The organism is Clostridium sp. AF12-41, from assembly GCF_003461685.1.
GTDB lineage: Bacteria > Bacillota > Clostridia > Lachnospirales > Lachnospiraceae > Otoolea > Otoolea fessa.
Window position 1 is genome coordinate 112045 of record NZ_QTXO01000005.1, and the last position, 21523, is coordinate 133567.

General features: G+C 50.0%; 20 protein-coding genes, 3 tRNA genes and 1 other annotated feature. Of the genes, 9 read left to right on the forward strand and 14 right to left on the reverse strand.

Annotation, left to right across the window (positions count from 1 at the left end):
• Nucleotides 1–5 precede the first annotated feature (5 nt).
• The 3 genes from DWV73_RS09480 to DWV73_RS09490 all read right to left on the reverse strand — a co-directional run bounded on the left by DWV73_RS09480 (nucleotide 6) and on the right by DWV73_RS09490 (nucleotide 2889).
• On the reverse strand, nucleotides 6–347 hold the full coding sequence (locus DWV73_RS09480) for a hypothetical protein (RefSeq protein WP_146143917.1): 342 nt from the start codon (nucleotides 345–347) through the stop codon (nucleotides 6–8).
• A 303-nt stretch (nucleotides 348–650) separates the two neighbouring features.
• Nucleotides 651–1592 carry an AEC family transporter gene (locus DWV73_RS09485; protein WP_117796527.1) on the reverse strand — a complete coding sequence of 314 codons (942 nt, stop codon included), beginning with the start codon at nucleotides 1590–1592 and terminating at the stop codon, nucleotides 651–653.
• A gap of 424 nt (nucleotides 1593–2016) precedes the next feature.
• The gene (locus DWV73_RS09490) at nucleotides 2017–2889 is read right to left on the reverse strand and encodes a methionyl aminopeptidase (protein ID WP_022358671.1); all 873 of its coding nucleotides are present in this window, start codon (nucleotides 2887–2889) and stop codon (nucleotides 2017–2019) included.
• A gap of 295 nt (nucleotides 2890–3184) precedes the next feature.
• Between DWV73_RS09490 and DWV73_RS09495 the strand changes: the two genes are divergently transcribed.
• Together DWV73_RS09495 and DWV73_RS09500 are read left to right on the forward strand one after the other, a co-directional pair.
• Nucleotides 3185–4450 (forward strand): DUF4118 domain-containing protein, encoded by a 1266-nt coding sequence (locus DWV73_RS09495; protein WP_117796528.1) that lies wholly within the window; start codon nucleotides 3185–3187, stop codon nucleotides 4448–4450.
• 1 nt (nucleotide 4451) lies between these two features.
• On the forward strand, nucleotides 4452–5162 hold the full coding sequence (locus DWV73_RS09500; RefSeq protein WP_117796529.1) for a response regulator transcription factor: 711 nt from the start codon (nucleotides 4452–4454) through the stop codon (nucleotides 5160–5162).
• Between the two features lie 216 nt (nucleotides 5163–5378).
• Here the strand turns inward: DWV73_RS09500 and DWV73_RS09505 are convergent, their stop codons facing one another.
• Both DWV73_RS09505 and DWV73_RS09515 read right to left on the reverse strand, forming a co-directional pair.
• On the reverse strand, nucleotides 5379–6188 hold the full coding sequence (locus tag DWV73_RS09505; RefSeq protein WP_107000835.1) for a hypothetical protein: 810 nt from the start codon (nucleotides 6186–6188) through the stop codon (nucleotides 5379–5381).
• 206 nt (nucleotides 6189–6394) lie between these two features.
• Nucleotides 6395–7336 (reverse strand): DMT family transporter, encoded by a 942-nt coding sequence (locus tag DWV73_RS09515; RefSeq protein ID WP_117796531.1) that lies wholly within the window; start codon nucleotides 7334–7336, stop codon nucleotides 6395–6397.
• A 139-nt stretch (nucleotides 7337–7475) separates the two neighbouring features.
• Between DWV73_RS09515 and DWV73_RS09520 the strand changes: the two genes are divergently transcribed.
• The 3 genes from DWV73_RS09520 to DWV73_RS09530 all read left to right on the forward strand — a co-directional run bounded on the left by DWV73_RS09520 (nucleotide 7476) and on the right by DWV73_RS09530 (nucleotide 9566).
• Nucleotides 7476–8108 carry a YitT family protein gene (locus DWV73_RS09520; protein ID WP_233430219.1) on the forward strand — a complete coding sequence of 211 codons (633 nt, stop codon included), beginning with the start codon at nucleotides 7476–7478 and terminating at the stop codon, nucleotides 8106–8108.
• Nucleotides 8109–8257: 149 nt separating this feature from the next.
• A tRNA-Gly gene (locus tag DWV73_RS09525) sits at nucleotides 8258–8330 on the forward strand.
• Nucleotides 8331–8432: 102 nt separating this feature from the next.
• Nucleotides 8433–9566, forward strand: coding sequence for an SLC13 family permease (locus DWV73_RS09530; RefSeq protein WP_107000838.1), 1134 nt, complete (start codon nucleotides 8433–8435; stop codon nucleotides 9564–9566).
• A 183-nt stretch (nucleotides 9567–9749) separates the two neighbouring features.
• Here DWV73_RS09530 and DWV73_RS09535 read toward each other — a convergent pair.
• Nucleotides 9750–9820: transfer RNA gene (locus DWV73_RS09535), tRNA-Gly, on the reverse strand.
• Between the two features lie 22 nt (nucleotides 9821–9842).
• A tRNA-Phe gene (locus DWV73_RS09540) sits at nucleotides 9843–9915 on the reverse strand.
• Between the two features lie 286 nt (nucleotides 9916–10201).
• Nucleotides 10202–10452, forward strand: a binding site (T-box leader).
• 189 nt (nucleotides 10453–10641) lie between these two features.
• Here DWV73_RS09540 and DWV73_RS09545 point away from each other — a divergent pair.
• Nucleotides 10642–11688, forward strand: coding sequence for an ABC transporter substrate-binding protein (locus tag DWV73_RS09545; protein ID WP_117796532.1), 1047 nt, complete (start codon nucleotides 10642–10644; stop codon nucleotides 11686–11688).
• Nucleotides 11689–11732: 44 nt separating this feature from the next.
• Here the strand turns inward: DWV73_RS09545 and DWV73_RS13085 are convergent, their stop codons facing one another.
• Entirely contained in the window at nucleotides 11733–11858 is a 126-nt protein-coding gene (locus DWV73_RS13085) for a hypothetical protein (RefSeq protein WP_278286983.1), read from the reverse strand.
• Between DWV73_RS13085 and DWV73_RS09550 the strand changes: the two genes are divergently transcribed.
• Together DWV73_RS09550 and DWV73_RS09555 are read left to right on the forward strand one after the other, a co-directional pair.
• Nucleotides 11857–12777 carry a branched-chain amino acid ABC transporter permease gene (locus tag DWV73_RS09550; RefSeq protein WP_022358461.1) on the forward strand — a complete coding sequence of 307 codons (921 nt, stop codon included), beginning with the start codon at nucleotides 11857–11859 and terminating at the stop codon, nucleotides 12775–12777. The genes DWV73_RS13085 and DWV73_RS09550 overlap by 2 nt on opposite strands.
• Entirely contained in the window at nucleotides 12771–13571 is an 801-nt protein-coding gene (locus tag DWV73_RS09555; protein ID WP_022358462.1) for an ATP-binding cassette domain-containing protein, read from the forward strand. Before DWV73_RS09550 ends, DWV73_RS09555 begins: the two co-directional genes overlap by 7 nt.
• Nucleotides 13572–13663: 92 nt before the next feature.
• Here the strand turns inward: DWV73_RS09555 and rsmA are convergent, their stop codons facing one another.
• The 3 genes from rsmA to metG form a co-directional block, all read right to left on the reverse strand.
• Nucleotides 13664–14521, reverse strand: a complete 858-nt coding sequence (rsmA, locus tag DWV73_RS09560; protein WP_117796587.1) for a 16S rRNA (adenine(1518)-N(6)/adenine(1519)-N(6))-dimethyltransferase RsmA — start codon at nucleotides 14519–14521, stop codon at nucleotides 13664–13666.
• A 69-nt stretch (nucleotides 14522–14590) separates the two neighbouring features.
• Nucleotides 14591–15358, reverse strand: coding sequence for a TatD family hydrolase (locus DWV73_RS09565; RefSeq protein ID WP_117796533.1), 768 nt, complete (start codon nucleotides 15356–15358; stop codon nucleotides 14591–14593).
• A 21-nt stretch (nucleotides 15359–15379) separates the two neighbouring features.
• A complete protein-coding gene (gene metG, locus DWV73_RS09570; protein WP_117796534.1) occupies nucleotides 15380–17371 on the reverse strand; it encodes a methionine--tRNA ligase in 1992 nt (663 codons plus the stop codon).
• Between the two features lie 222 nt (nucleotides 17372–17593).
• Between metG and DWV73_RS09575 the strand changes: the two genes are divergently transcribed.
• Nucleotides 17594–19438: a DUF885 domain-containing protein gene (locus DWV73_RS09575; protein ID WP_117796535.1), complete on the forward strand. Its 1845-nt coding sequence runs from the start codon at nucleotides 17594–17596 to the stop codon at nucleotides 19436–19438.
• Nucleotides 19439–19511: 73 nt separating this feature from the next.
• Here the strand turns inward: DWV73_RS09575 and DWV73_RS09580 are convergent, their stop codons facing one another.
• The 3 genes from DWV73_RS09580 to DWV73_RS09590 form a co-directional block, all read right to left on the reverse strand.
• Entirely contained in the window at nucleotides 19512–20045 is a 534-nt protein-coding gene (locus DWV73_RS09580) for a GerMN domain-containing protein (protein WP_117796536.1), read from the reverse strand.
• Nucleotides 20046–20150: 105 nt separating this feature from the next.
• Entirely contained in the window at nucleotides 20151–20597 is a 447-nt protein-coding gene (locus DWV73_RS09585) for a MarR family transcriptional regulator (protein WP_022358468.1), read from the reverse strand.
• A gap of 238 nt (nucleotides 20598–20835) precedes the next feature.
• Nucleotides 20836–21372 carry a hypothetical protein gene (locus tag DWV73_RS09590; RefSeq protein ID WP_022359373.1) on the reverse strand — a complete coding sequence of 179 codons (537 nt, stop codon included), beginning with the start codon at nucleotides 21370–21372 and terminating at the stop codon, nucleotides 20836–20838.
• Nucleotides 21373–21523 lie beyond the last annotated feature (151 nt).

Consider the following 21523-nt stretch of genomic DNA (forward strand, 5'->3'; position numbering starts at 1 on the left):
ATTCACTAGACCAGTTCCGCTATGAGCCGGTCAACCACCTCCGGTTTCCGTCTGTCCGCCGTCTCTCTGAGCGTCTGACACTCCGCCTCGGCTTCTGCCAGTGCCTGTTTTACGTACTCCTCCCCTCTGAGAGTCAGTTCTTCTTCCTGCTTCACAGCTGCTTCTTTCCCCCTTTTCTGTGCATCTGCGAGCATTCGATCCGCTTCTGCCTCCGCCTCCGCCTTAACGCGGCGTGCATCCTCCGAAGCCTGCGCGACCAGTTCCGATGCCTTCGCCTCTGCGTCCTCGACCGCCTGGATCGTCTCCTTGATCATTGAACCACCACCTTTTCCCCTAATTTTTTTCAACAATAATGCAATATCCTTATTATGTTTCACATCCTCCCATTCCATACAATTCGCTGATTCGAAGCATCAAAAGCACATGGAAAATAAATAAGTTTTCTCGCATTTGTATACTATTATAACTTTTTCAATCAGTTTTGTCTATTAAATGTTTTAATTTTGAAAAGATTATACATACATCTTAATTTATGAAAAAAAATTTCGGTTCTCATGAAAAACAGTGTTTGTTTCCACAAAAAAAGCTGCCAGACAATTGTTGCTCTTCCACAAACCACTGTCTGGCAGTCCCCTATTATATATTTATTTTTATGCGAGCCACCCGATCGAATTAAGGAAATAGACCCACAAAAAGATCGTCACAACCGAGGCGACCGTGCTCAACACGACAAACTGTCCCGCCAGCTCGCCGTCGCCGCCCATGTTCTGCGCCATCGCATAGGACGCCGTCGCAACCGGAGTCGCGTACATTTCAAAGTAAACAAAACGTTCCACACCGGAAAAGCCGAGCAGCGTCGCAACCGCCAGAATCACTGCCGGCAGGATCACCATCTTGAAGGTCATCGACGGAACCACATATTTCAGATTGCCGCCGATCGCATTGAAATGCAGCGTTCCGCCCAGTACGAACAGTGCCAGCGGCGTTGTCAGATTGGCAAACTGCTTGATCGGTCCTTCCACGGAAACCGGAAGTTTAATTCCTAATATATGGAAGATAAAGCCCAGGAGCGCGCCGCGGATCATCGGATTTTTCAGGATATTCTTAATCAAAACAGAAACCGGGACCTTGCCGCCCCGGAACAATTCCAGAATCACGACCGCCGTTATGTTGTAGACCGGAATCACGATCGCCACCATCATCGTCGCCAGCAGTGTTCCCTCCTCACCGAACACGCTGGTTGCCAGCGGAATGCCGAACAGGACGAAATTGCTGCGGTAAATCGCCTGGATGATAACGCCGCGCCGCTCATTTTCCTTTACCAGACGCGGAACCACAGCAAGCAGAACCGCCTGCAAAAGCAGCACGCTGATAATGGCGACTGCCACCAGGCGCAGATTTAATGTCATTCCCTCCGGAATGGAATACAGGTTGTTAAACATCAGAATCGGAAAGAATGCCTGAAAGATCACCTTATTCAGGCGCTTCATAAAATCCTCATCCGCCAGCCCCGACATCCTGACTCCATATCCAAATGCGATATAGAGCAGAAACGGAAGGACTGTATTAAGTGCAAATAAAAAATTTTCCATATAATTCCTGCCACTTTCTTCTTAATTGCTTTGTTCTGGACGCGGTTTCTATCCAGTCAGGCCGCACCCCTTTAATCACCAGATTTATTATATACCCCATCCAAGAAATCGACAAGAAAAATTCAAGCGTGCCAGCCTCATAAACAGTTCCGAAAAAGTTTCGAATTATGTAATACTCGTTTAGATTTATTTTAGATATTGGTCAAAATATGGACACAATTATCCAGTATTATAATGGCATAACATCAATGAGGCAGATGACACTACAAGATGCGCGCAATCGTTATCTGGCTCGACTAACAACAATTTCCTTTATATAGATATTTCTTCGCAGTCTTTTATCCCCCTTCGGCTGTGAAGAACCCCCACCTTGGGTACAAAAAAGAGACGGTTTGACGCCGTCTCTTTTTATGTACTCTGCAAACTACCAGGAAAGCACCTCATGGCCATCCTCGGTTACCAGCACCTGAATCTCCCACTGGGCGGATGCTTTTCCATCCTTCGTGTATACACTCCAGTCGTCATCGCCGTCCACGAATACTTCCTCGGTTCCCTCATTGATCATCGGCTCGATCGTGAACATCATGCCCGGTGCAAACATCATGCCGGTGCCTCTCTGGCCAATATATCCAACCCACGGATCCTCATGGAACTCGATGCCGACGCCGTGACCGCCAATCTCACGAACCACAGAATAGCCATTTTCTTCCGCATGCTTCTGGACCGCTTCCGCCATATCGCCCATGAAGCCCCACGGTTTTACCTGCTCCAGACCTAATTCCACACACTCTTTGACAACATCCACCAGTTTTTTATGTTCCGGGCTGACATTTCCGATGCAGAACATACGGGAAGAATCCGCATAATAGCCGTGATAAATGGTCGAAACATCCACGTTGATAATATCGCCATCCTTTAATACGACATCCGCTGACGGAATGCCATGGCAGACCTGGTCATTGATGGATGTGCACACGCTCTTCGGGAATCCTTCATAGCCAAGCGGCGCCGGGATTCCGCCCATGCGGGTCGTCTCATTATATACCCACTGATCGATCTCCTCGGTTGTGACGCCAGCCTTGATATGCTCAGCCACATAATCCAGAACTGCCACATTGATTTTGCAGCTCTCGCGGATCCCCTCGATCTGCTCCGGGGTCTTGATCATGTCGTGATCCGGAATCTGGTGTCCGGCATCCGCCGCCTCCATCAGCTTCTCGTCAAACGCCTCATGGCAATGTTTGTACTTCTTTCCACTTCCACACCAGCACAGATCATTTCTTCCTAATTTTTTCATCTTACTTTCATTCCTTTCGTCCTGCACTCCGGCAGCCCGTTTGTCACTTTCTAACAGGCGGGTCAGCCTGCTTCCCTCATTCGGGAGACTGTTTGGAGTTTAACACACCGACGCTGAAAATGCAATGAAATCGCCCTTATCCAGCCAGATTCTCAATAATTGTGTTACTGTTTTTATCCCAAATTTTCACGATTTTTTCAACTTTTTAACAGTCTTCCTCTCTATTTTTCAGAAGAAACATTGTATAATAGAAGCATCCATATGAATTTTTTGAAAGGAGACTTTCTTTATTTAAATGAAACATTCAAGTAAACCTTCTGTTTCTGGAACTTCCAATGAAACTTTCCTGAAAACAGAATCAGCCAGCAGCCTTCAAGGTTCAGCCGAACCCAACTCTCCGGATACCAGCACTTCCAATGGCAGCGAAACATATCCACACAAAATTGACGCCTTAAAAAATTGGTTCCGGACCCGCCCGATCGTTGAAAAATTCTGTGCACTTCCGACATACATACAGAGCTGGGGACTTACCCTGTTTTTCATGGGTACCGCCACGATCATCGCGTTCTGCTTTTTTCATGCGCTCAAAAATCCGACTGCCAACATCGCGCTAACATACATTCTGGCGGTCTTTTTGGTAGCGCGTTTTACGGACGGATACAGCTTCGGTCTGTTCTCCTCCTTTGTCGGCGTTGTCTGCGTCAATTTTCTGTTCACGTATCCGTATTTCGCGCTGGATTTCACGATGGCCGGCTATCCGATTACCTTCGTGGCAATGTTTTCAATTTCCAGCATTACAAGCGCCATCACAAGCAACATGAAAACACAGGCGCGCGTGCTGGCAGAACGTGAAAAGATGCTGATGGAAGCGGAAAAAGAAAAGATGCGGGCGAACCTGCTGCGGGCAATCTCCCATGATCTCCGCACCCCGCTTACCAGCATCATCGGTTCCAGTACCGTATATCTGGAAAATGGCAGCAGCCTCCCGGAGGTTGAGAAAAATGCGCTGGTGCGCCATATTCTTGAGGACTCTAACTGGCTCTTAAACATGGTTGAAAACCTGCTCTCCGTCACGCGTATCAACAATGAGACGGCAAAGGTAACTAAGACCTCGGAACCAGTCGAGGAAGTTCTCTCCGAGGCGATGATCCGCTTAAAAAAGAGACTTCCAGACGCCAATATCCATGTGCGCGTGCCGGAGGAATTCCTGATGGTCCCGATGGACGCCGTCCTCATCGAACAGGTTCTCATCAACCTGCTGGAAAATGCCGTTGTCCATGCTGAAAGCACCGAACCAATCGAGTGCTATGTGGAATCACTTTCCGACTATGCGATTTTCCACGTGCGCGATTACGGCGTCGGCATCCTGCCGGAGAAGCTGGCAACCATCTTTGACGGCTCTTCTTCGACGACCAGCACTTCGCCGGATGGACGAAAGGGCATGGGAATCGGGCTTTCCATCTGTAAAACGATCATTCTCGCCCACGGCGGCGAAATCAAGGCAATCAACCACACGCGCGGTGCCGAATTTTACTTTACCCTTCCAAAGGAGGACAAATAACATGACACATAAACTTTCTATTTTATTAGTAGAAGATGAAAAAAACATCTGCGACTTCATCTCCACCTCCCTGTCCGCACAGGATTACCGCATTTCCACCGCACACACGGGAAAAGAAGCACTTCCGATCATCACGTCCCAGTGCCCGGATCTGATTCTCCTCGACCTGGGGCTTCCGGACATGGACGGCATGGAGATCATCCGCCAGGTCCGCACCTGGTCCAGCATCCCGATCATCGTCCTCTCCGCCCGAACGCAGGAACAGGAAAAGGTACGTGCGCTCGACCTTGGCGCGGATGATTATCTGACCAAGCCGATCGGCACCTCCGAGCTTCTCGCGCGCATCCGGACTGCCCTGCGCCACAGCAACCGCTTAAACACAGCTTCTCCGCTTTATAAGCGCCCATTTCATGCAAAGGGACTGACGATCGATTTTGAAAAACATCTGGTATCGGTTGATGGAAGGGATGTCCATCTGACGCAGATCGAGTTTAAGATTATCTCCCTGCTGGCGCAGAATTCCGGCAGAGTCATGACGTATGATACGATTATTTCGAATATCTGGGGTCCCTATGCGGACGATGATAACAGTATTCTGCGCGTAAATATGGCACATATTCGAAGGAAACTGGAGCAGAATCCGGCGGAACCGCAGTATGTGTTTACGGAGATCGGGATTGGATATCGGATGATTGAGGATGAGATGCAGTAATAGATAGATTGATTGATTGTCGTGATGCGGAAAGAGGCGTCCGGGAATCTGCGCCGCCTGCGTCTCCAATTATCATTGTTCGCTTGCTTTCGCTACATCTGTTCGTCTGGATCGGACAAAAATGTCCGCCCCAGCCGGACAGCTGGCGTGGGATGCGTACAATCGATAATTGGAACGCTGGCTTTTGATTGTCTATTTTTGTTTTTGTCTGTTTTTTTATTCTACTTCGCTTTCAATGACTCCATCGTATAAACCAATTAAGTCTTCATAGCCATCCGTGGATGGAAGTGTCACTACGACCGGCTCGCCCGGGTTCTGGACTTCGGTCTCCATCAGAGTAATGCAGGTCATCGGCTGGTCGAGGACTTCCATGTTGTATACGATATAGTTTGTCATATAGATAATGTAATCGTTGTCATCCAGCACGTAAGCGCCTTTCATTTCCTGGATGTTCATGTCCAGATTGACATCGGTGCCGAGTGTGTTCATCACGGTTCCGAGGGCTTCTTTGACGTTCTTGTTTAGCTTCTTTGGATTTGCCTCATATGCCAGCACACGTTTTCCATTGACCTCGTTTAAGGAAATGCCCTTCATATAGCTGGATTCCATATTGCTGGTGTTGACTCCGGTCTGGACGGAGGATATGATCTGCTCTAATGGCATCGGGTATTTCAGTTTGACACCGTTGGCATCTACGTAATAGTAGCCGTCCGTATAAAAAACCTGTGAATAGCTGTCCTGTCCCAGAATCGAGGAAGCGACCTGTGCCAGGTACTTGAGATCGGTGGTATCCTGCATATCCATCTCTGCATGCATCGCCATATCAACTTTCATCTGACCGTCCGGAATGACATCCTTTGCAAGTATGACCGAATGGACGCCGCTCTGAATCTCCGCGGACTGAATCGTATTGTTCTTCTCCATCACCCGGTCAAATACCTCCGCCGGATTTTCGGCTGCAAATGCGGTTGTTGACATCGTCATAATGGCTGCTGCACTCACAAGTGCGGTTGCTAATTTTTTCATCCCTGTTTCCTCCTGTCTGCTGCCGGGCTTATGTCGTATTTCCCTATATAACTTTCTGCCCTATCTATAACCCATTTTCGAGCTGTGTCGGCAACCCAGCTTTTGTTCCTGAAATTCACGTTTCTGGACACGAAAACCACTCCGACTTTATCTTCAGTATATATAATTTGGCATCGCTTGTAAACCATATCGGCGGATACTTTCCCTTACATTTTTATTACATCTGACGGCTCTTTCGATTCCAAAAGTGCCTGCTTTTGAGTATTCTTTCTTTTCCGGTTATTATATACAAACATGAAAATTGCCATCAGGCAGATAATTCCATATCCGAGGAAACTCCAGCCGTCCGGCACCTGCCCGAAGATGAAGAAACCGAGCATCGTCGAGAAGATCAGCTGCGAATAATCGTAGATGGAAATACGGCTCGCCGGGGCATAGCGGTATGCCGCCGTGATCGCAAACTGTCCGCCCGCCGCCGCGCAGCCCGCCAAAAGCAGGATCCCCATCTGCTGCCAGGTCATCGGATGATAGTCAAAAATCAGCCACGGCAGCACAACCACACAGGAAAATACCGAGAAAAACAGCACGATCACCGGTCCCTTTTCTCCTGCCTCTCCCAGTTTCCGCACCATCGTGTACGCCGCGCCCGCGCAGATGCCGCCGAAAAAGCCCAGCAGCGACGGCACAAGTGCCAGATTGGAGAATGTCGGCTTTACCACGAATATACTGCCGAGAAACGCACCGAAGATCAGCGAAAGCTGAATTGGCATAACTTTTTCCTTTAAGATCAGCCAGCTGAACAGCACTGTAAAAAACGGCGACATTTTATTTAGAATCGATGCGTCCGCCAGCACCAGATGATCCACCGCATAAAAGTTACACAGCACTCCCATCGTGCCGAAAATTGACCGCATCAGAAAATACGGCAGATTTCCCCTGCGGATACGAAACGGCTCTCCCGCCCGCAAAAGCAAAACAACCGCTGCCAGCGCCGCCACAAGATTGCGAAAAAAACTCTTCTGCATCGACGGCAGATCGCCCGCCAAATGTACAAACATACTCATCAGCGCAAAACAGAACGCAGACAGCACCAGGCAGGCAATTCCGCGGTATTCCTGCTTCCGGGTGTCCGGATGATTTTCTACCATGTTTTCATTCCCCTTTCCGTCTTCCTATCTTCCAGTATACGCACATCCCACATTTTTGTCTATTCTTGACACAAATTTGTTTCCATACTAAAATAGAGAAACCATTAACAACACTATCATTTGTAAGGAGCCTGTTATTTTGCTGAAATTATTCCATTCCCTCGATTTAAAACTAAAATCCTGCCTGATTGCACTGTTTGGAAGTGCATTTCTGGCATTTGGCCTGTACCATGTCCATTCCTTTTCCGGTGTCACCGAGGGCGGTGTCTTAGGAATGACGCTTCTGCTTGATCACTGGTTCCATATCTCCCCATCCGTGTCCGGCTTCATCATGAACCTCGCCTGCTACGCGATGGGATGGAAACTTCTGGGGCGGCAGTTCATCGCCTACTCCATTCTTTCCAGCGCCAGCTTCTCCCTGTCTTACCGGATCTGTGAGCAGTTTCCGCCCCTGTGGCCGCAGCTTGCCGATATGCCGCTTGCCGCATCCCTGCTCGGCGCGGTCTTCGTCGGCGTCGGTGCCGGGCTCTGCGTGCGGATCGGCGGTGCCCCGGGCGGGGACGATGCGCTTGCGATGAGCCTTTCCCACGTGACGCACATCAAAATCCAGTGGATCTACCTCCTGTCCGATTTTGCTGTACTGGTGCTTTCACTGAGCTACATTCCGTTAAACCGCATGGTATATTCCATCCTCACGGTACTCCTGTCCGGACAGATCATCGGGTTTGTGCAGACCGCGGGAACACATCCAGTGGAAAATATGGAAACTTGATCGTTTTCATACGGTTCTCCCGGTTTCAAACGTGCCTACCCGTGAACAGTAATGAATTTTCTATATTTTTTGATTTTTTTTAAAAAAACGCTTGCCAAATCAACCGACCTATGATATTATATAACTCGTTGAAGCGATGCTTCAGAAATGCGCGAGTGGCTCAGTTGGTGGAGCGCGACCTTGCCAAGGTCGAGGCCGCGGGTTCGAGTCCCGTCTCGCGCTCTTTTTATTTTATAGCGGAAACCTTTTCATTTTCATGAGGGTTTCCGCTATTTTCGTTACTGGTCACAGTTACACTTTTTCTTTTCAAGGGAGTATTTTACCATGATACAAAAAGTAAGTTCTTTTCTCAAAAAGGATACCGTTTTAACCATCGCCCTGGCTCTGGCTGTCCTTTCCATGTTTATCATACCACCGTCCGCCGGATACCTGAAATATCTGGATCTGCACACACTGATCCTGCTCTTTGGCCTGATGACAGCAACCACAGGCCTCCAAAACATCGGTTTCTTTCGACAGCTCGGGGAATTACTGCTGCTTCGAATCCATTCGCTCAGGCAGCTGGAACAGCTTCTGATTCTTCTGTGTTTCTTTTCCAGCATGCTGATCACCAACGATGTGGCCTTAATTACCTTCGTTCCATTTGCTCTGGAACTACTGCGGATGGTAAACCGCAAAGACCGGATCGTTCCGGTTGTCGTCTGCCAGACACTGGCAGCCAATCTCGGCAGCATGACAACTCCGGTGGGGAATCCCCAGAACCTGTATCTGTATTCCCACTTTGAGCTTTCACTTGATACATTTATCCGGAGCATCGGTCCATTTTCGCTGCTTTCATTGGTTTTGCTGCTGCTCGTCACAATGTTTACACCAAGGGAGACTATCTCACTAGATACAGCCGGTAGAGATACAACCTCCGATGAGACCTTTCCTAAACGCTGCCTTTTCTGCTGTCTGGGAATGTTTTTCCTGTGCCTTTGCACCGTAGCCGGTCTTCTGCCGCTTCCAATCCTGTTTATCTGCATTCTGGCGATTGGCTGTCTGGCAGACCCGAAGATCTTCTGTCAGGTGGATTACTCTCTCATCCTGACTTTTATCGGATTCTTCATCTTCATCGGGAATCTGAAACACATTCCTGCGGTAAGCTCCCTGCTTTCCAGTATGATCACGGGACACGAAGTGATAGTCTCCGTTCTGGCCAGCCAGGTAATCAGCAACGTTCCGGCCGCCATCCTGTTGTCCGGATTTACCGAAAAAGGAGTTTCCCTTCTGATCGGAACTAACCTCGGCGGTCTCGGCACCCTGATCGCATCCATGGCGAGTCTTATTTCTTACAAATATATCGTCCGCTCCTGCCCAGAGAAAAAAGGAATCTACTTCCGCTGGTTCACGATTGCAAATGCGGGATTTCTAGCAGTCCTGATGGCGGTATATTTTCTGGTTTTTTATAGCATCTGATAAAAAAGAATGTGCCTTGGCACATCCGGGCGTCTCGCGCGGTCGCTTGCGACATGTTCCTGCTTCGCGCGAGTGCACATCCTCGCGGAGCGTTTTTTGTTTCATAGGACGTAATTTCCTATGAAACAAGAAAGCCCCCAGAGCGGCAACTCTGGGGGCTTTCTTAATTTTAAACAACAAAAAAGCGGGTGATGGGAATCGAACCCACGTATCCAGCTTGGAAGGCTGGTGTTCTACCATTGAACTACACCCGCATGATAAATTATGAAATTGTAATGCCCAGAACCGGAATCGAACCAGTGACACGAGGATTTTCAGTCCTCTGCTCTACCAACTGAGCTATCTGGGCATCCTGAGGAATCCTGTGATTCTCATGTTCGCTCTTGTTCAGCGACATGAGTTATTATACTAGAGAGTCTTTTAAATGTCAACTATTTTTTTCTACTTTTCTAAATTTTTTCAAAAACTTTTTCAACTTGCTGTTCCTGCCGCACAGCCAGCGTCCACATCTTCATCTCCAAATTTTCCGTAAACAATGGAAAAACCGACTCTTTTTCATTTTCCTGCATCTTTTTGATTTTGATGGTTGACAAATCCTTTTGGGTGTGTTTATAATGCATGTAACGAAGAACACAGATAAACCGATGAGGAAGAGGAGTATCTGACCTATGTATCGCCACAGAGAGTTCCGGATGGTGGAAACGGAACGCCTTACCGTCAGTGAATGGACTTCCGAGGGCAGCCTTGAACGATTGTTTCAGTAGGGGCTGACGGGACCCCACCCGTTATCCATCGGGGCACGTATGATGGTACGTGTAAGCGAGTGGACATTTTCACAAATGTCAATTTGGGTGGTATCGCAGAAGTTTACGCTTTTGTCCCATGTATGGGGACAGAGGCGTTTTTTAGTTTCTGGAAACATTCTCAGTAAAATCTTTCATCACGGCGCGCGGCGCCAAACCAAAGAGAATCTTCTTTCCAGACACATTCTTTACTCTGCTCCGGCAAGGCAGACTGATACATCTGCCATCCAAAACAAATATCAAAATAAGAATAAAGAATGGAGAAAATGACTATGAAAAAGAATCTGAAAAAATTATTTACACTTGGATGCACCGCAGCCCTGACACTGACAACCGCAGGATGCTCTTCCAGCACATCCAGCAACGCTTCCGAAGCAGACACCACCGCTGAAACCTCTCAGGAAGCTTCCGCGGACAAAGAAATTTATAATGTAGCGATTGTCAAACAGCTCGACCACGCTTCCCTTGATGAGATTGCAAATGCAGTCGAGGCAGAGTTAGATAAAATCGCCGAGGATAACAATGTAACCATTCACTACGAGCTGTACTCCGGCCAGAATGACCAGACAACCTTAAAGCAGATTGGTGATCAGGCGGTTGCTGACGGTGTTGACGCCATCATCCCGATTGCGACCCTGGCTGCACAGGTAGCGACCGTATCCGCACAGCAGACCCAGACACCGGTTGTCTACGCCGCTGTTTCCGATCCGGAAGCCGCTGAGCTGACCGGCATCGACTATGTAACCGGTACCAGCGATGCGCTGAACACCGAGAAAATCATGGATATGATTTTTGCCGCAAACCCAGATGTTAAAAATGTGGGGCTTTTATATTCCTTATCCGAGGCAAACTCAACCAAACCGATCGCGGATGCAAAGGCATACTTAGACGAAAAAGGCATCTCCTACACCGAGCAGACTGCAAATACCAACGACGAAGTAATTACCGCTGCCTCCTCCCTGGTTGCTGACAAAGTAGACGCTGTCTTCACTCCTACCGACAATGTCATCATGGCAGCTGAGCTGGCTATCTTCAAGGATCTGGCCGATGCAGGCATCCCGCACTATGCCGGCGCTGATTCCTTCGTCCGCAATGGCGCATTTGCCACCTGCGGCGTCAACTACACGGCTCTTGGTACACAGACCGCTGACCTTGCTTATCAGGCAATCACCGAAGGCATGGACGGCATGGAAGACTACTACACCGCAGAAGGCGGCATCGTAACCGTAAATACCGAGACTGCAAAAGCCCTGAATATCGACACAGCTGTATTCAAAGATTTTGGCGATGTTGTAGAGGTTAGGACCACCGAGGACTAATACACCCTCATCCGGCAGCACTTTGATTTTCATTTGACTGACTTTCATGTACTCTCAGAGCCGTAAGACAGACCAGACGCCAGCCGCATCCCCCGCTTACCACGCGGCTGGCGCATCTGCCTCATGAACGCCCTGGGAGTACCGATCATTCTACGGAGGTAATTTCCCATGCTTCATATTTTACAAACCGCTCTGGAACTGGGATTTCTGTATGCGCTGGTGCCGATGGCGCTGTTCTTGAGTTTCCGCATACTGGACATCGCGGATATGACGACGGACGGCTGTTTCGTCCTCGGCACGGCGGTATCCGTCACAATGGCTGCGGCAGGGCATCCATTTCTCGCGGTTCCGGCTGCCATGCTTGCAGGCATCTGCGCCGGATTTGTCACCGCATTTCAGCAGACCCGTCTCGGCGTGCCGTCCATTCTCGCCGGTATCATCACCAATATGGGACTCTACACCATCAATCTGATGGTAATGGGCTGGAGTGCCAATGTGAGTCTTTTAAAGACAGAGACCATCTTTTCCCTGCTTCAGAAAACCGGTATCGGGGGTGACTGGTATGAAGCACTTCTGGCAATCTGCGTAACTGTGCTTGCGGGCGCACTGCTCGTCTATTTTCTCGGTACCCGTCTGGGACTCTCCATCCGGGCAACCGGCAACAACATTGACATGGTGCGCGCCTCCTCGATCAACCCGACATTTACCATTACAGTCGGCTTATGCATCGCCAATGCGCTGACCGCACTCTCCGGCGCAATGGTCGGTCAGTACCAGAATACCGCCGACATCAACGGCGGCACGGGTATCGTCGTGATCGGTCTTGCCTGCCTGATCATCGGTGAAACCGTCCTCGGACGCCGCGGCGTAGCAAGAGGTGTCATCGCCACCGTCATCGGTTCGATTATTTACCGTTTTATCTACGCTATCGTCCTGTATACAAAAATCATGCCTGTACAGGGGCTGAAACTGGTCACCGCTGTGATCGTAGCGCTGGCAATCGCATTTCCGACGATCCGGAAATGGGCGGCATTCCAGACACGTAAAAATGCAGCGGCACGCCGGAAGGGAGGACACGGAGCATGTTAAATATTCAGTCGATATCAAAAACCTTTAATCCGGGAACTGTCAACGCCAAACAGGCGCTCTCCGGGCTGTCCCTGCATCTGGATCACGGCGATTTCGTGACAATCATCGGTTCCAACGGCGCCGGAAAATCGACCCTGTTCAATGCGATTGCCGGCAGCTTCTACGTCGATGACGGCTTTATCGAGCTGGACGGCGAGGACATCACCTATATGCCGGAGCACAAGCGCAGCCTGATGGTCGGCCGCCTCTTCCAGGACCCGTTAAAGGGAACGGCGCCGGGCATGACGATCGAAGAAAATCTTGCCCTCGCCTATCTGCGGACCGCAAAGGGGAAATCGCCATTTTCCCGCATTTCCAAGAAAGATAAGGATGCGTTCCGCGAACGCCTCTCCCTCTTAAATATGGGGCTTGAAGACCGGATGACCCAGCCGGTCGGACTTCTCTCCGGCGGTCAGCGCCAGGCGCTCACCCTGCTCATGGCAACCCTCATCACGCCGAAGCTTCTGCTGCTCGATGAGCACACTGCCGCCCTCGATCCGGGAACAGCTGAAAAAGTACTGGAGCTGACGAAAAATATCGTTGCTGAGGAGAAAATCACCTGCCTGATGATCACCCACAATATGAACCAGGCTCTGGAGCTCGGAAACCGCACGCTCATGATGGCAAACGGAAATATCGTGCTCGACGTCGGCGGCGCAGAGCGCGCTTCCATGACTGTCGAGGATCTGATCGCCCGCTTCAAGACCGGCGCAGGCCACGCGCTGGATAATGACCGGATTTTATTGTCAGAATAATTTTAAAAAAGCAAAAAATTCAAAAAGTCCCATCCTTTCAGATTTGAATCTGCATAAGGATGGGACTTTTTTATATTTCTCTTATCCAATTTCTATTTCCCAAGCACATCCGAAAGCGCTGCAAACTGCGCCAGCGTCAGCGTCTCGCCGCGCACGGACGGGGAAAGTCCCAGCGACTCGATTGCAGCTGCGATCTCTTCCTTGCTAAAGGAGAGATCCTGCGCGTTGGAAATCCCGTTTTGCAGGGTTTTCCGGCGCTGGTTGAAGGACGCGCGGATGAGGCGGAACATTAGATCTTTATCCTTTACCTCCACCGGCGGCTTCGCATGGCGGGTCAGGCGGATGACCGCTGAGCCGACATTCGGACGCGGAATGAAGCAGTTCGGCGGCACATTTGCCACGATGTACGGCTCGGCATAATACTGAACCGCCAGCGACAGGGCGCCGTAATCCTTCGAGCCCGGACCAACCTGCATCCGGTCTGCGACCTCTTTCTGCACCATAACCGTAATGTTGTCGATCGGCGCGCCGCTCTCAAACAGCCCCATGATGATCGGGGTCGTGATGTAGTACGGCAAGTTCGCCACGACCTTAACCGGACGTCCGCCGCCTTTCTCTTCCGCCAGTTTTTTTATGTCAATCTTTAAAATATCTTCGTTGATAACGGTTACATTTTCGCAGTCCTGAAGCGTATCTTTTAAGATCGGAATCAGGTTTGTATCGATCTCCACGGCGATGACCTGTCCTGCCGCCTGTGAAAGGCGCTGTGTCATCGTACCGATGCCAGGACCGACTTCCAGGACGGTGTCCTCCTTGGTCATGCCCGCCGCTGAGATAATCTTGTCCAGCACGTGCGTATCAATCAGAAAGTTCTGACCGAATTTTTTCTGGAAGGCGAAATTGTATTTCTGTATTACTTCGATTGTGTTCTTCGGGTTTCCAAGATCCATTCCGAAAATCCTTTCCCAGAGTCCGGAACCTGACCGAGACACCACCCAGCCAGGTTCCTCCTCTCTTCTTTACATTAACCGGTACAGCTTCCGCGCATTCTCTTCAGTCTCACGGACAATCTCCTCCGGTGTACATTTCTTGATTTCTGCCAGCTTTTCTGCCACATATGGCAGGTTCAGCGAAGAGTTGCGTTTGCCGCGGTTTGGAACCGGAGCCAGATACGGGCAATCTGTCTCCAGTACCAGGCGATTCAAAGGTGCCATTTCCGCCACCTCCAGAAGCTTTTTCGCGTTCTTGAAGGTCAGTACACCACCGACGCCTAAGTAAAAGCCCATCTTTAAATACTCTGCCGCCATCTCTTTTCCATAGGAGAAGCAATGAATCACGCCGCCTATCTCCTCGGAGTGCTCTTCCTTCATGATATCGAGCGTATCCTTCGCCGCGTCGCGGCTGTGGATGATGACTGGAAGTTTTAATTCCCGCGCCAGATTTAATTGGCGGTGGAACCATTTTTTCTGTGTCTCATGATCCGGCTCTTCCCAGTAATAATCCAGACCAATCTCTCCGATTGCAACAATCTTATCCGACTGTGCCAATACACGGAGTTCGGCAAATTTTTCCTCGTCAAGCTCTGCCGTGCTGCTCGGATGGACACCTGCTGCCCCATAGATAAACGGATATTTTTCCGTCAGGGCAATCGTCGTCTTCGTGCTTTCCATATCCGCGCCGACATTGACGACCGTGCCGATCCCGCCTGCTGCCAGACCGGAAAGCAGTTCTTCCCGGTCCCCGTCAAACGCCTCATCATCGTAATGAGCGTGTGTATCAAATATCATATAAGTTATATCCTTTTTTTCTTAGCAGATCTCCGCACCCGCCGGCATCTCTTTCTCCGTTGTCATCAGGGACAGCTTTCCGTCTGCATCCTCGGCACACAAAATCATGCCCTCGGAGAGCAGACCTGCCAATTTCGCCGGTTTTAAGTTGGTCACAACCATGACTCTCTTGCCGACCATCTCCTCCGGGGAGTAGGAATGCTTGATGCCGCTGATGATCTGGCGCACTTTGCTTCCGACCTGAACCTGGGAGCAGAGAAGCTTCTTGGACTTCGGAACAGCCTCGCAGGAGAGGATCACGCCAACCTGGAACTGCAGTTTTGCAAAATCATCGTAGGTAATCTCTGCTTTCGGCTCGATATCGATGCCCTCGGCTTTCTCGTCCTCTTCCTTCTCCGGCTCTGCCTTTGCAGCAACTGCCTTCTTCTGCTCTTCCTGGATAACTTTGACTTTCTTCATCACATCGTCGAGTTTCAGGCGGGCAAAGAGAACCTCCGGCTCCTCAGTCACCTTATTTCCGGACGGATAACGGCCAAATGCATCCATCTGTGGCAGTTCACGTTTTACGGTATTTAATTCTTTTAAGATCTTCTCCGAGGTCTCCGGCATGAAGGATTCAAGCAGGGACGCACCGATCGTGATAGACTCAACCAGGTTGTAAAGAACAGTCGCAAGACGATCCTGCTTGTCCTCTTCCTTTGCCAGAATCCACGGGGTTGTCTCGTCAATGTATTTGTTGCTGCGGCGGAAAATATTGAAGATCTCGGTGATCGCATCGGCAACGCGCAGCTTATCCATCTTCTCATCGACCTTGCGGACTGCTTCCAGCACTACCTTCTTCAGATCCTCGTCCACCGGCTCCGTCACGCCCTTGTCGTCTACCACGCCGCCAAAGTACTGGTTCGTCATCGATACCGTTCTCTTTACGAGGTTGCCGAGGATATTTGCCAGATCCGAGTTCAGTCTCTCTACCATCAGCTCCCAGGTAATAACGCCGTCGTTCTCAAACGGCATCTCATGCAGAACGAAGTAGCGGACTGCATCCACGCCAAAGAAATCAACCAGTGTATCGGCGTAAATCACATTTCCCTTGGATTTACTCATCTTGCCGTCGCCCTGTAACAGCCACGGATGACCAAATACCTGCTTTGGAAGCGGCAGGTCGAGTGCCATCAAAAAGATCGGCCAGTAAATGGTATGGAAACGGATAATATCCTTACCAATCAAATGCAGGTCTGCCGGCCAGTATTTCTTGAACAGCTCGCCGCTCTCACCGTCGCAGTCATATCCAAGACCGGTGATATAATTGGTCAGTGCATCCAGCCATACATATACAACGTGCTTCGGGTCGAAATCAACCGGAATCCCCCATTTAAAGGAAGTACGGGAAACACACAGATCCTGCAGGCCCGGAAGCAGGAAGTTGTTCATCATCTCATTTTTACGGGAAACCGGCTGGATGAACTCCGGGTGCTCATTGATATAATCGATGAGTCTCTGCGCATATTTGCTCATACGGAAGAAATACGCCTCTTCCTTCGCCGGCTGCACCGGGCGTCCGCAGTCCGGGCATTTGCCATCTACGACCTGGGACTGGGTCCAGAAGGACTCGCACGGGGTACAGTAAAGTCCCTCGTAGCAGCTCTTGTAAATATCGCCCTGATCATAGAGCTTCTTGAAAATCTTCTTTACCTGCGCCTCATGATCCTCGTCAGTGGTGCGGATAAATTTGTCGTAGGATGTATTCATCAGATCCCAGATCGTCTTGATCTCACCCGCCACGTTATCGACAAACTGCTTCGGCGTGATGCCAGCCTCATCTGCCTTTAACTCGATCTTCTGACCATGCTCATCGGTGCCCGTCTGGAAACGCACATCGTAGCCCTGCGCCCTCTTGTAGCGCGCAATGCTGTCCGCCAGCACGATCTCATAGGTATTTCCGATATGCGGTTTGCCCGATGTATAGGCAATCGCAGTTGTTATATAGTAAGGTTTCTTACAGTTCTGACACATTTATCATGCCCTCCTTATTAAAATTGCGCTTTAAATTGTGTTCTTCACAAAAAAAGCCTCTAACCGCCCATGGTTTTCCATCTGCGATTAAAGGCAAGCCACCTTCTTTTCTCTGCCTTTTCTTCATATATAAATATATAGATTAAGTCTATCTGTTTTGCATCCCTTTGTCAAGTATGGTATACTTGCAGACATATATATTTGTTTTGGAGGTATTATATTATGCAGAAACGCTTTTCCTTCCCGCCCCTGCCGCGCACAGCGCTCGCGATCGCTGCAGCTGCTGCCCTGGCGCTCTCCGGATGCGCTGGTTCTTCCGGCTCAGGAACCCCCGCCGAATCCTACGCCGCTTCCGGGCAGACTGGTTCTCCTTCCAATGCATCGTCCGATGCTGCCAGCGAACAGGCGCGTTTTGATGCGTTTCTCGCACACCAGTTTCAAGAAAGCGTGCAGGACGATCCGCTCTCCCTTCATTTTCTTGTCCGGAATCCGGAAAATTACGGTATCACCGAACCGGAGATGAAATTTCCAGAATATTCCCTGGAACAGCTTCAAAAGGATTCCGAGGAAAACGCGGCCGTTCTTGAGGAACTTTCTTCCTTCGATATCTCTCTCTTGACCTCCGACCAGCTCTTCACCTACCGGATGATGAAGGACACACTGGAGACGGAAGCCGGCTCGAAGGGACTGGAACTCTATAATCAGCCGTTAAGCGCCCTGATCGGTACGCAGGCGGAACTTCCGACCTTATTAGCCGAATACACATTTTACAACCGTACCGACATCGACCATTACCTGGCACTGCTTTCGCAGATCGACACGTATTACAAGCAGCTCGCAGCGTATGAACAGGCGCAGGCAGACGCCGGTCTCGCACCGTCCGACGACACCATCGACCGGATTTTAAAATCCTGTAAAAGCTACCTCATCCGCCCGGAAAACAGCCTGCTGACGGAAACATTTGCCTCCCGCTTAAATGCGGTTGAGGGCTTAAGCAATGCAGAAAAGGCGTCCTACAAAGCAAAACATCTGACCATTTTAAAGGAACACTTTATCCCGGCATATACAAACCTCTCTAAAGCACTGGAATCGCTCAAGGGCTCCCATCCGGAGGCAGGAGGACTTAGCACCTACGAACACGGCAGGGAGTATTATGCCTATCTTGCGGCGGCGCTGACCGGCACAGATTCCTCGGTCGATGCGCTCAAAACGCGGATTGAGAAGCAGATGCAGGCAGATTTATCCGAAATCCGCGTCCGTTTAAAGGAACATCCGGAACTCGTCCGGCAGATGACCGACTCTGCCATCACACTTTCCGATCCGGATGAGATCCTTCAGAATTTACAGGTGCAGATTCAGGATGATTTCCCGGCGCTTACAGATACCTCCTACGCGATCAAATACGTCCCGGAAGCGCTGGAATCTTCCCTGTCCCCGGCGTTTTTCCTCGTACCGCCGATCGATTCCGACGGTTCCAACACCATTTACATCAACGAAAAAGCAAGCACTGAGCAGAACCTCTACACCATGCTGGCGCACGAGGGCTATCCGGGGCATCTCTACCAGTCGGCTTATTTCAATGACCGGGAGCCGGTTCCGGTACGGCGGCTTCTTGCCTGCGGCGGCTACAACGAAGGCTGGGGACTCTACAGCGAACTGTACGCCTACTCCTTCGACAACGGACTGCCGGAAGCGGTCAAACCGCTGATGCGCTGCAGCGAAGCCAGCAGCTACGGGCTGTACGCGCTTCTCGACATCTGCATCCACTATGATGGCTGGGATCTCGCCACAACCACCAGTTATCTGGAAAATTCCTACGGATTTACGGATCCGGAATCCGCGCGCGAGATATACCTGGCAATCATTGATAATCCGGGCAATTACCTGAAATACTATACCGGCTATCTGGAAATCCTGACCATGCGCCAGGAAGCCGAGGAGGTACTTGGAAACAAATTCAACGCCAAGAGCTTCCACCAGTTCATCCTGAACATGGACGGCGCTTCCTTCCGGGTCATCAAACCGTATTTTCAAACATGGCTGATGACGGAGAAATTGCACGTATAAGAGAAAAAGAGCGGTATCTCCCTGTATGCATCCGCAGACTTCAGGGATCCCGCTCTTTTCGCATTTTCATGCTTTAGTTTACTTTCTTGTAATTCTTCTCAAAGCTCATCGGACCGTCGCCGATCTTCTCGCCTGCTACGCTCAACTCCAGCGTCTTTGCCTCGTAGTTCTGGATAAATGTATTGGCAATGGCCATGACAACCAGCTTGTCAGAGGACTCCTTTAAGGAGGAGAGATCCAGCGTCAGGGCGCCGTCCTTCTGCTCAAATTTATCCACGGTGATTCCCTCTTCAATGACGCCCACCTCTGCCATCTTATCAAGCAGTTCCTGTGCATCCAGCTCATCGCCGTCAATGCCATCCATATTCTGTTTTAAGCCGCTCTTATCAGATTTTACAGAATATACGCAAACGGTTACCGTCGGATCTGCATCCGTTACCACCATGCTTTCTTTCTCAGCCACGCCGTCTACAGTCTCCTGCTGCGCCGCACCTGCCGGGGCAGTTCCATGTTCGCTGGTTTCTCCTGTATTTCTTGCCGTCGGCGCACATGCGCTCAGAACAGCTGCCATCATAAGACCAGCTGCCATTACCATAAATTTCTTCATAATGTACCTCCTTGTATTCTCCTCGCAGCAGTTGCTTCACGGTTTTCGCAACCGTTTTTGTCTTTCACACCTGTTTCCATCCAGTGCAGACTACATCCATTCTTTTTACCGCTGCCCATCCTTACTCCTAAACCACTGATTCAGCTTCATCAGCGCCTTTACCAACGTCTGCATCTCATCTTCCGACAGATCGCTTGTCAGGCTCTCGATCATCTCCCGGTGGAACCGGGCGTGATGCCCATACGCTTTTCTGCCCCGCTCTGAAAGAGAAATATATACGACCCGCCGATCCTCGAGTCCCCGGCTTCGTTCCACATAGCCTTTTTTGACCAGGCTGTTCATGGCAATCGTGAGCGTTCCCACCGTAACGGACAGTTCTCTGGCAATCGATGACATATTTTTCGGTTCACCAATCCCGATCGCTTCGATCACATGCATATCGTTATTCGTGATGTCTTTAAACTCCGGCGTAATGATTACCTTCTGTTCTATGTCCATCACATCGCGGAACAGCGTCACCAGAAGCTCATTCAGCGTCTCATAATTTCCCACAGTTTTCCCTCTCATCCTTGGTTTCAGCGCGCAAAACGGCAATTTACCCTACCGATTATACAATATTCTGTGCGGCAAGACAACTAGCAAATTTCTTACATCTTCTCTTATACCATAGCACTTGTTACTGTTCACGCACACGTGCCCAGTAACGGAATTTGCCGTGGCTTCGCATTTAAATACGGCAAATTCCTGCTGCCACCACGTTTTCTTACGGCACTTTCGGTTCCAAAAGTGACTACCCGTGAACAGTTACCATAGCACTACATAAGATACTCGCCACAAGCCCCGCGAACGTTGCAATCAGCGCCCCCGCAAGCGTCCATCGCGTCTTTGAGATCCGCACGGTCAGATAGTAGACACTCATCGTATAAAAAACCGTCTCCGTGCAGCTCTCAAGAACCGACACCATCATGCCGAGCCGCGAATCGGGTCCATACGTTTTAAAAATATCTAAGAGCAGCCCCGTCGCCGCCGAACTGGACACCAGACGCACCAGAAGCAGCGGAACCACCTGTGCCGGTATATGCAGAAATGCCGCCGGTCCCGCCAGCACCCCGGAGAGGAAATCGAGAAAACCGGAGGTCCGAAGCACGCCGACCGCCGCCATCAATCCCACCAGCGTCGGCAGGATTCCAGCCACCGTTTTAAGCCCCGCAAGCGCCCCTTCGATAAAATCATCAAAAACCGGGCGTTTCTGAAGCACCGCAAACCCAACGATATAAAACAAAACAACCGGAACCAGGTATTCAGAGAGGTAATTGATGCAGCGCATTTGACGGCTCCCGTGTCTATACTTGTTTTATATGTATGGTTTGAATCCGCGTTCTATGATAACGGATCTGTTTCCAGAGCCCCTTATTTTAACAAGGGCATTATAGGGGATAAATTTGTTTTTTGTGTGAAATTTTTCCCCTACATGACGC

What these genes read in the sequence shown, in the direction of transcription:
- DWV73_RS09485 (WP_117796527.1), bottom strand. Translation starts at nt 1,592, where the DNA reads ATGGAAAATTTTTTATTTGCACTTAATACAGTCCTTCCGTTTCTGCTC.
- DWV73_RS09490 (WP_022358671.1), bottom strand. Translation starts at nt 2,889, where the DNA reads ATGAAAAAATTAGGAAGAAATGATCTGTGCTGGTGTGGAAGTGGAAAG.
- DWV73_RS09495 (WP_117796528.1), top strand. Translation starts at nt 3,185, where the DNA reads ATGAAACATTCAAGTAAACCTTCTGTTTCTGGAACTTCCAATGAAACT.
- DWV73_RS09500 (WP_117796529.1), top strand. Translation starts at nt 4,452, where the DNA reads ATGACACATAAACTTTCTATTTTATTAGTAGAAGATGAAAAAAACATC.
- DWV73_RS09505 (WP_107000835.1), bottom strand. Translation starts at nt 6,188, where the DNA reads ATGAAAAAATTAGCAACCGCACTTGTGAGTGCAGCAGCCATTATGACG.
- DWV73_RS09515 (WP_117796531.1), bottom strand. Translation starts at nt 7,336, where the DNA reads ATGGTAGAAAATCATCCGGACACCCGGAAGCAGGAATACCGCGGAATT.
- DWV73_RS09530 (WP_107000838.1), top strand. Translation starts at nt 8,433, where the DNA reads ATGATACAAAAAGTAAGTTCTTTTCTCAAAAAGGATACCGTTTTAACC.
- DWV73_RS09545 (WP_117796532.1), top strand. Translation starts at nt 10,642, where the DNA reads ATGAAAAAGAATCTGAAAAAATTATTTACACTTGGATGCACCGCAGCC.
- DWV73_RS09550 (WP_022358461.1), top strand. Translation starts at nt 11,857, where the DNA reads ATGCTTCATATTTTACAAACCGCTCTGGAACTGGGATTTCTGTATGCG.
- DWV73_RS13085 (WP_278286983.1), bottom strand. Translation starts at nt 11,858, where the DNA reads ATGGGAAATTACCTCCGTAGAATGATCGGTACTCCCAGGGCGTTCATG.
- DWV73_RS09555 (WP_022358462.1), top strand. Translation starts at nt 12,771, where the DNA reads ATGTTAAATATTCAGTCGATATCAAAAACCTTTAATCCGGGAACTGTC.
- rsmA (WP_117796587.1), bottom strand. Translation starts at nt 14,521, where the DNA reads ATGGATCTTGGAAACCCGAAGAACACAATCGAAGTAATACAGAAATAC.
- DWV73_RS09565 (WP_117796533.1), bottom strand. Translation starts at nt 15,358, where the DNA reads ATGATATTTGATACACACGCTCATTACGATGATGAGGCGTTTGACGGG.
- metG (WP_117796534.1), bottom strand. Translation starts at nt 17,371, where the DNA reads ATGTGTCAGAACTGTAAGAAACCTTACTATATAACAACTGCGATTGCC.
- DWV73_RS09575 (WP_117796535.1), top strand. Translation starts at nt 17,594, where the DNA reads ATGCAGAAACGCTTTTCCTTCCCGCCCCTGCCGCGCACAGCGCTCGCG.
- DWV73_RS09580 (WP_117796536.1), bottom strand. Translation starts at nt 20,045, where the DNA reads ATGAAGAAATTTATGGTAATGGCAGCTGGTCTTATGATGGCAGCTGTT.
- DWV73_RS09590 (WP_022359373.1), bottom strand. Translation starts at nt 21,372, where the DNA reads ATGCGCTGCATCAATTACCTCTCTGAATACCTGGTTCCGGTTGTTTTG.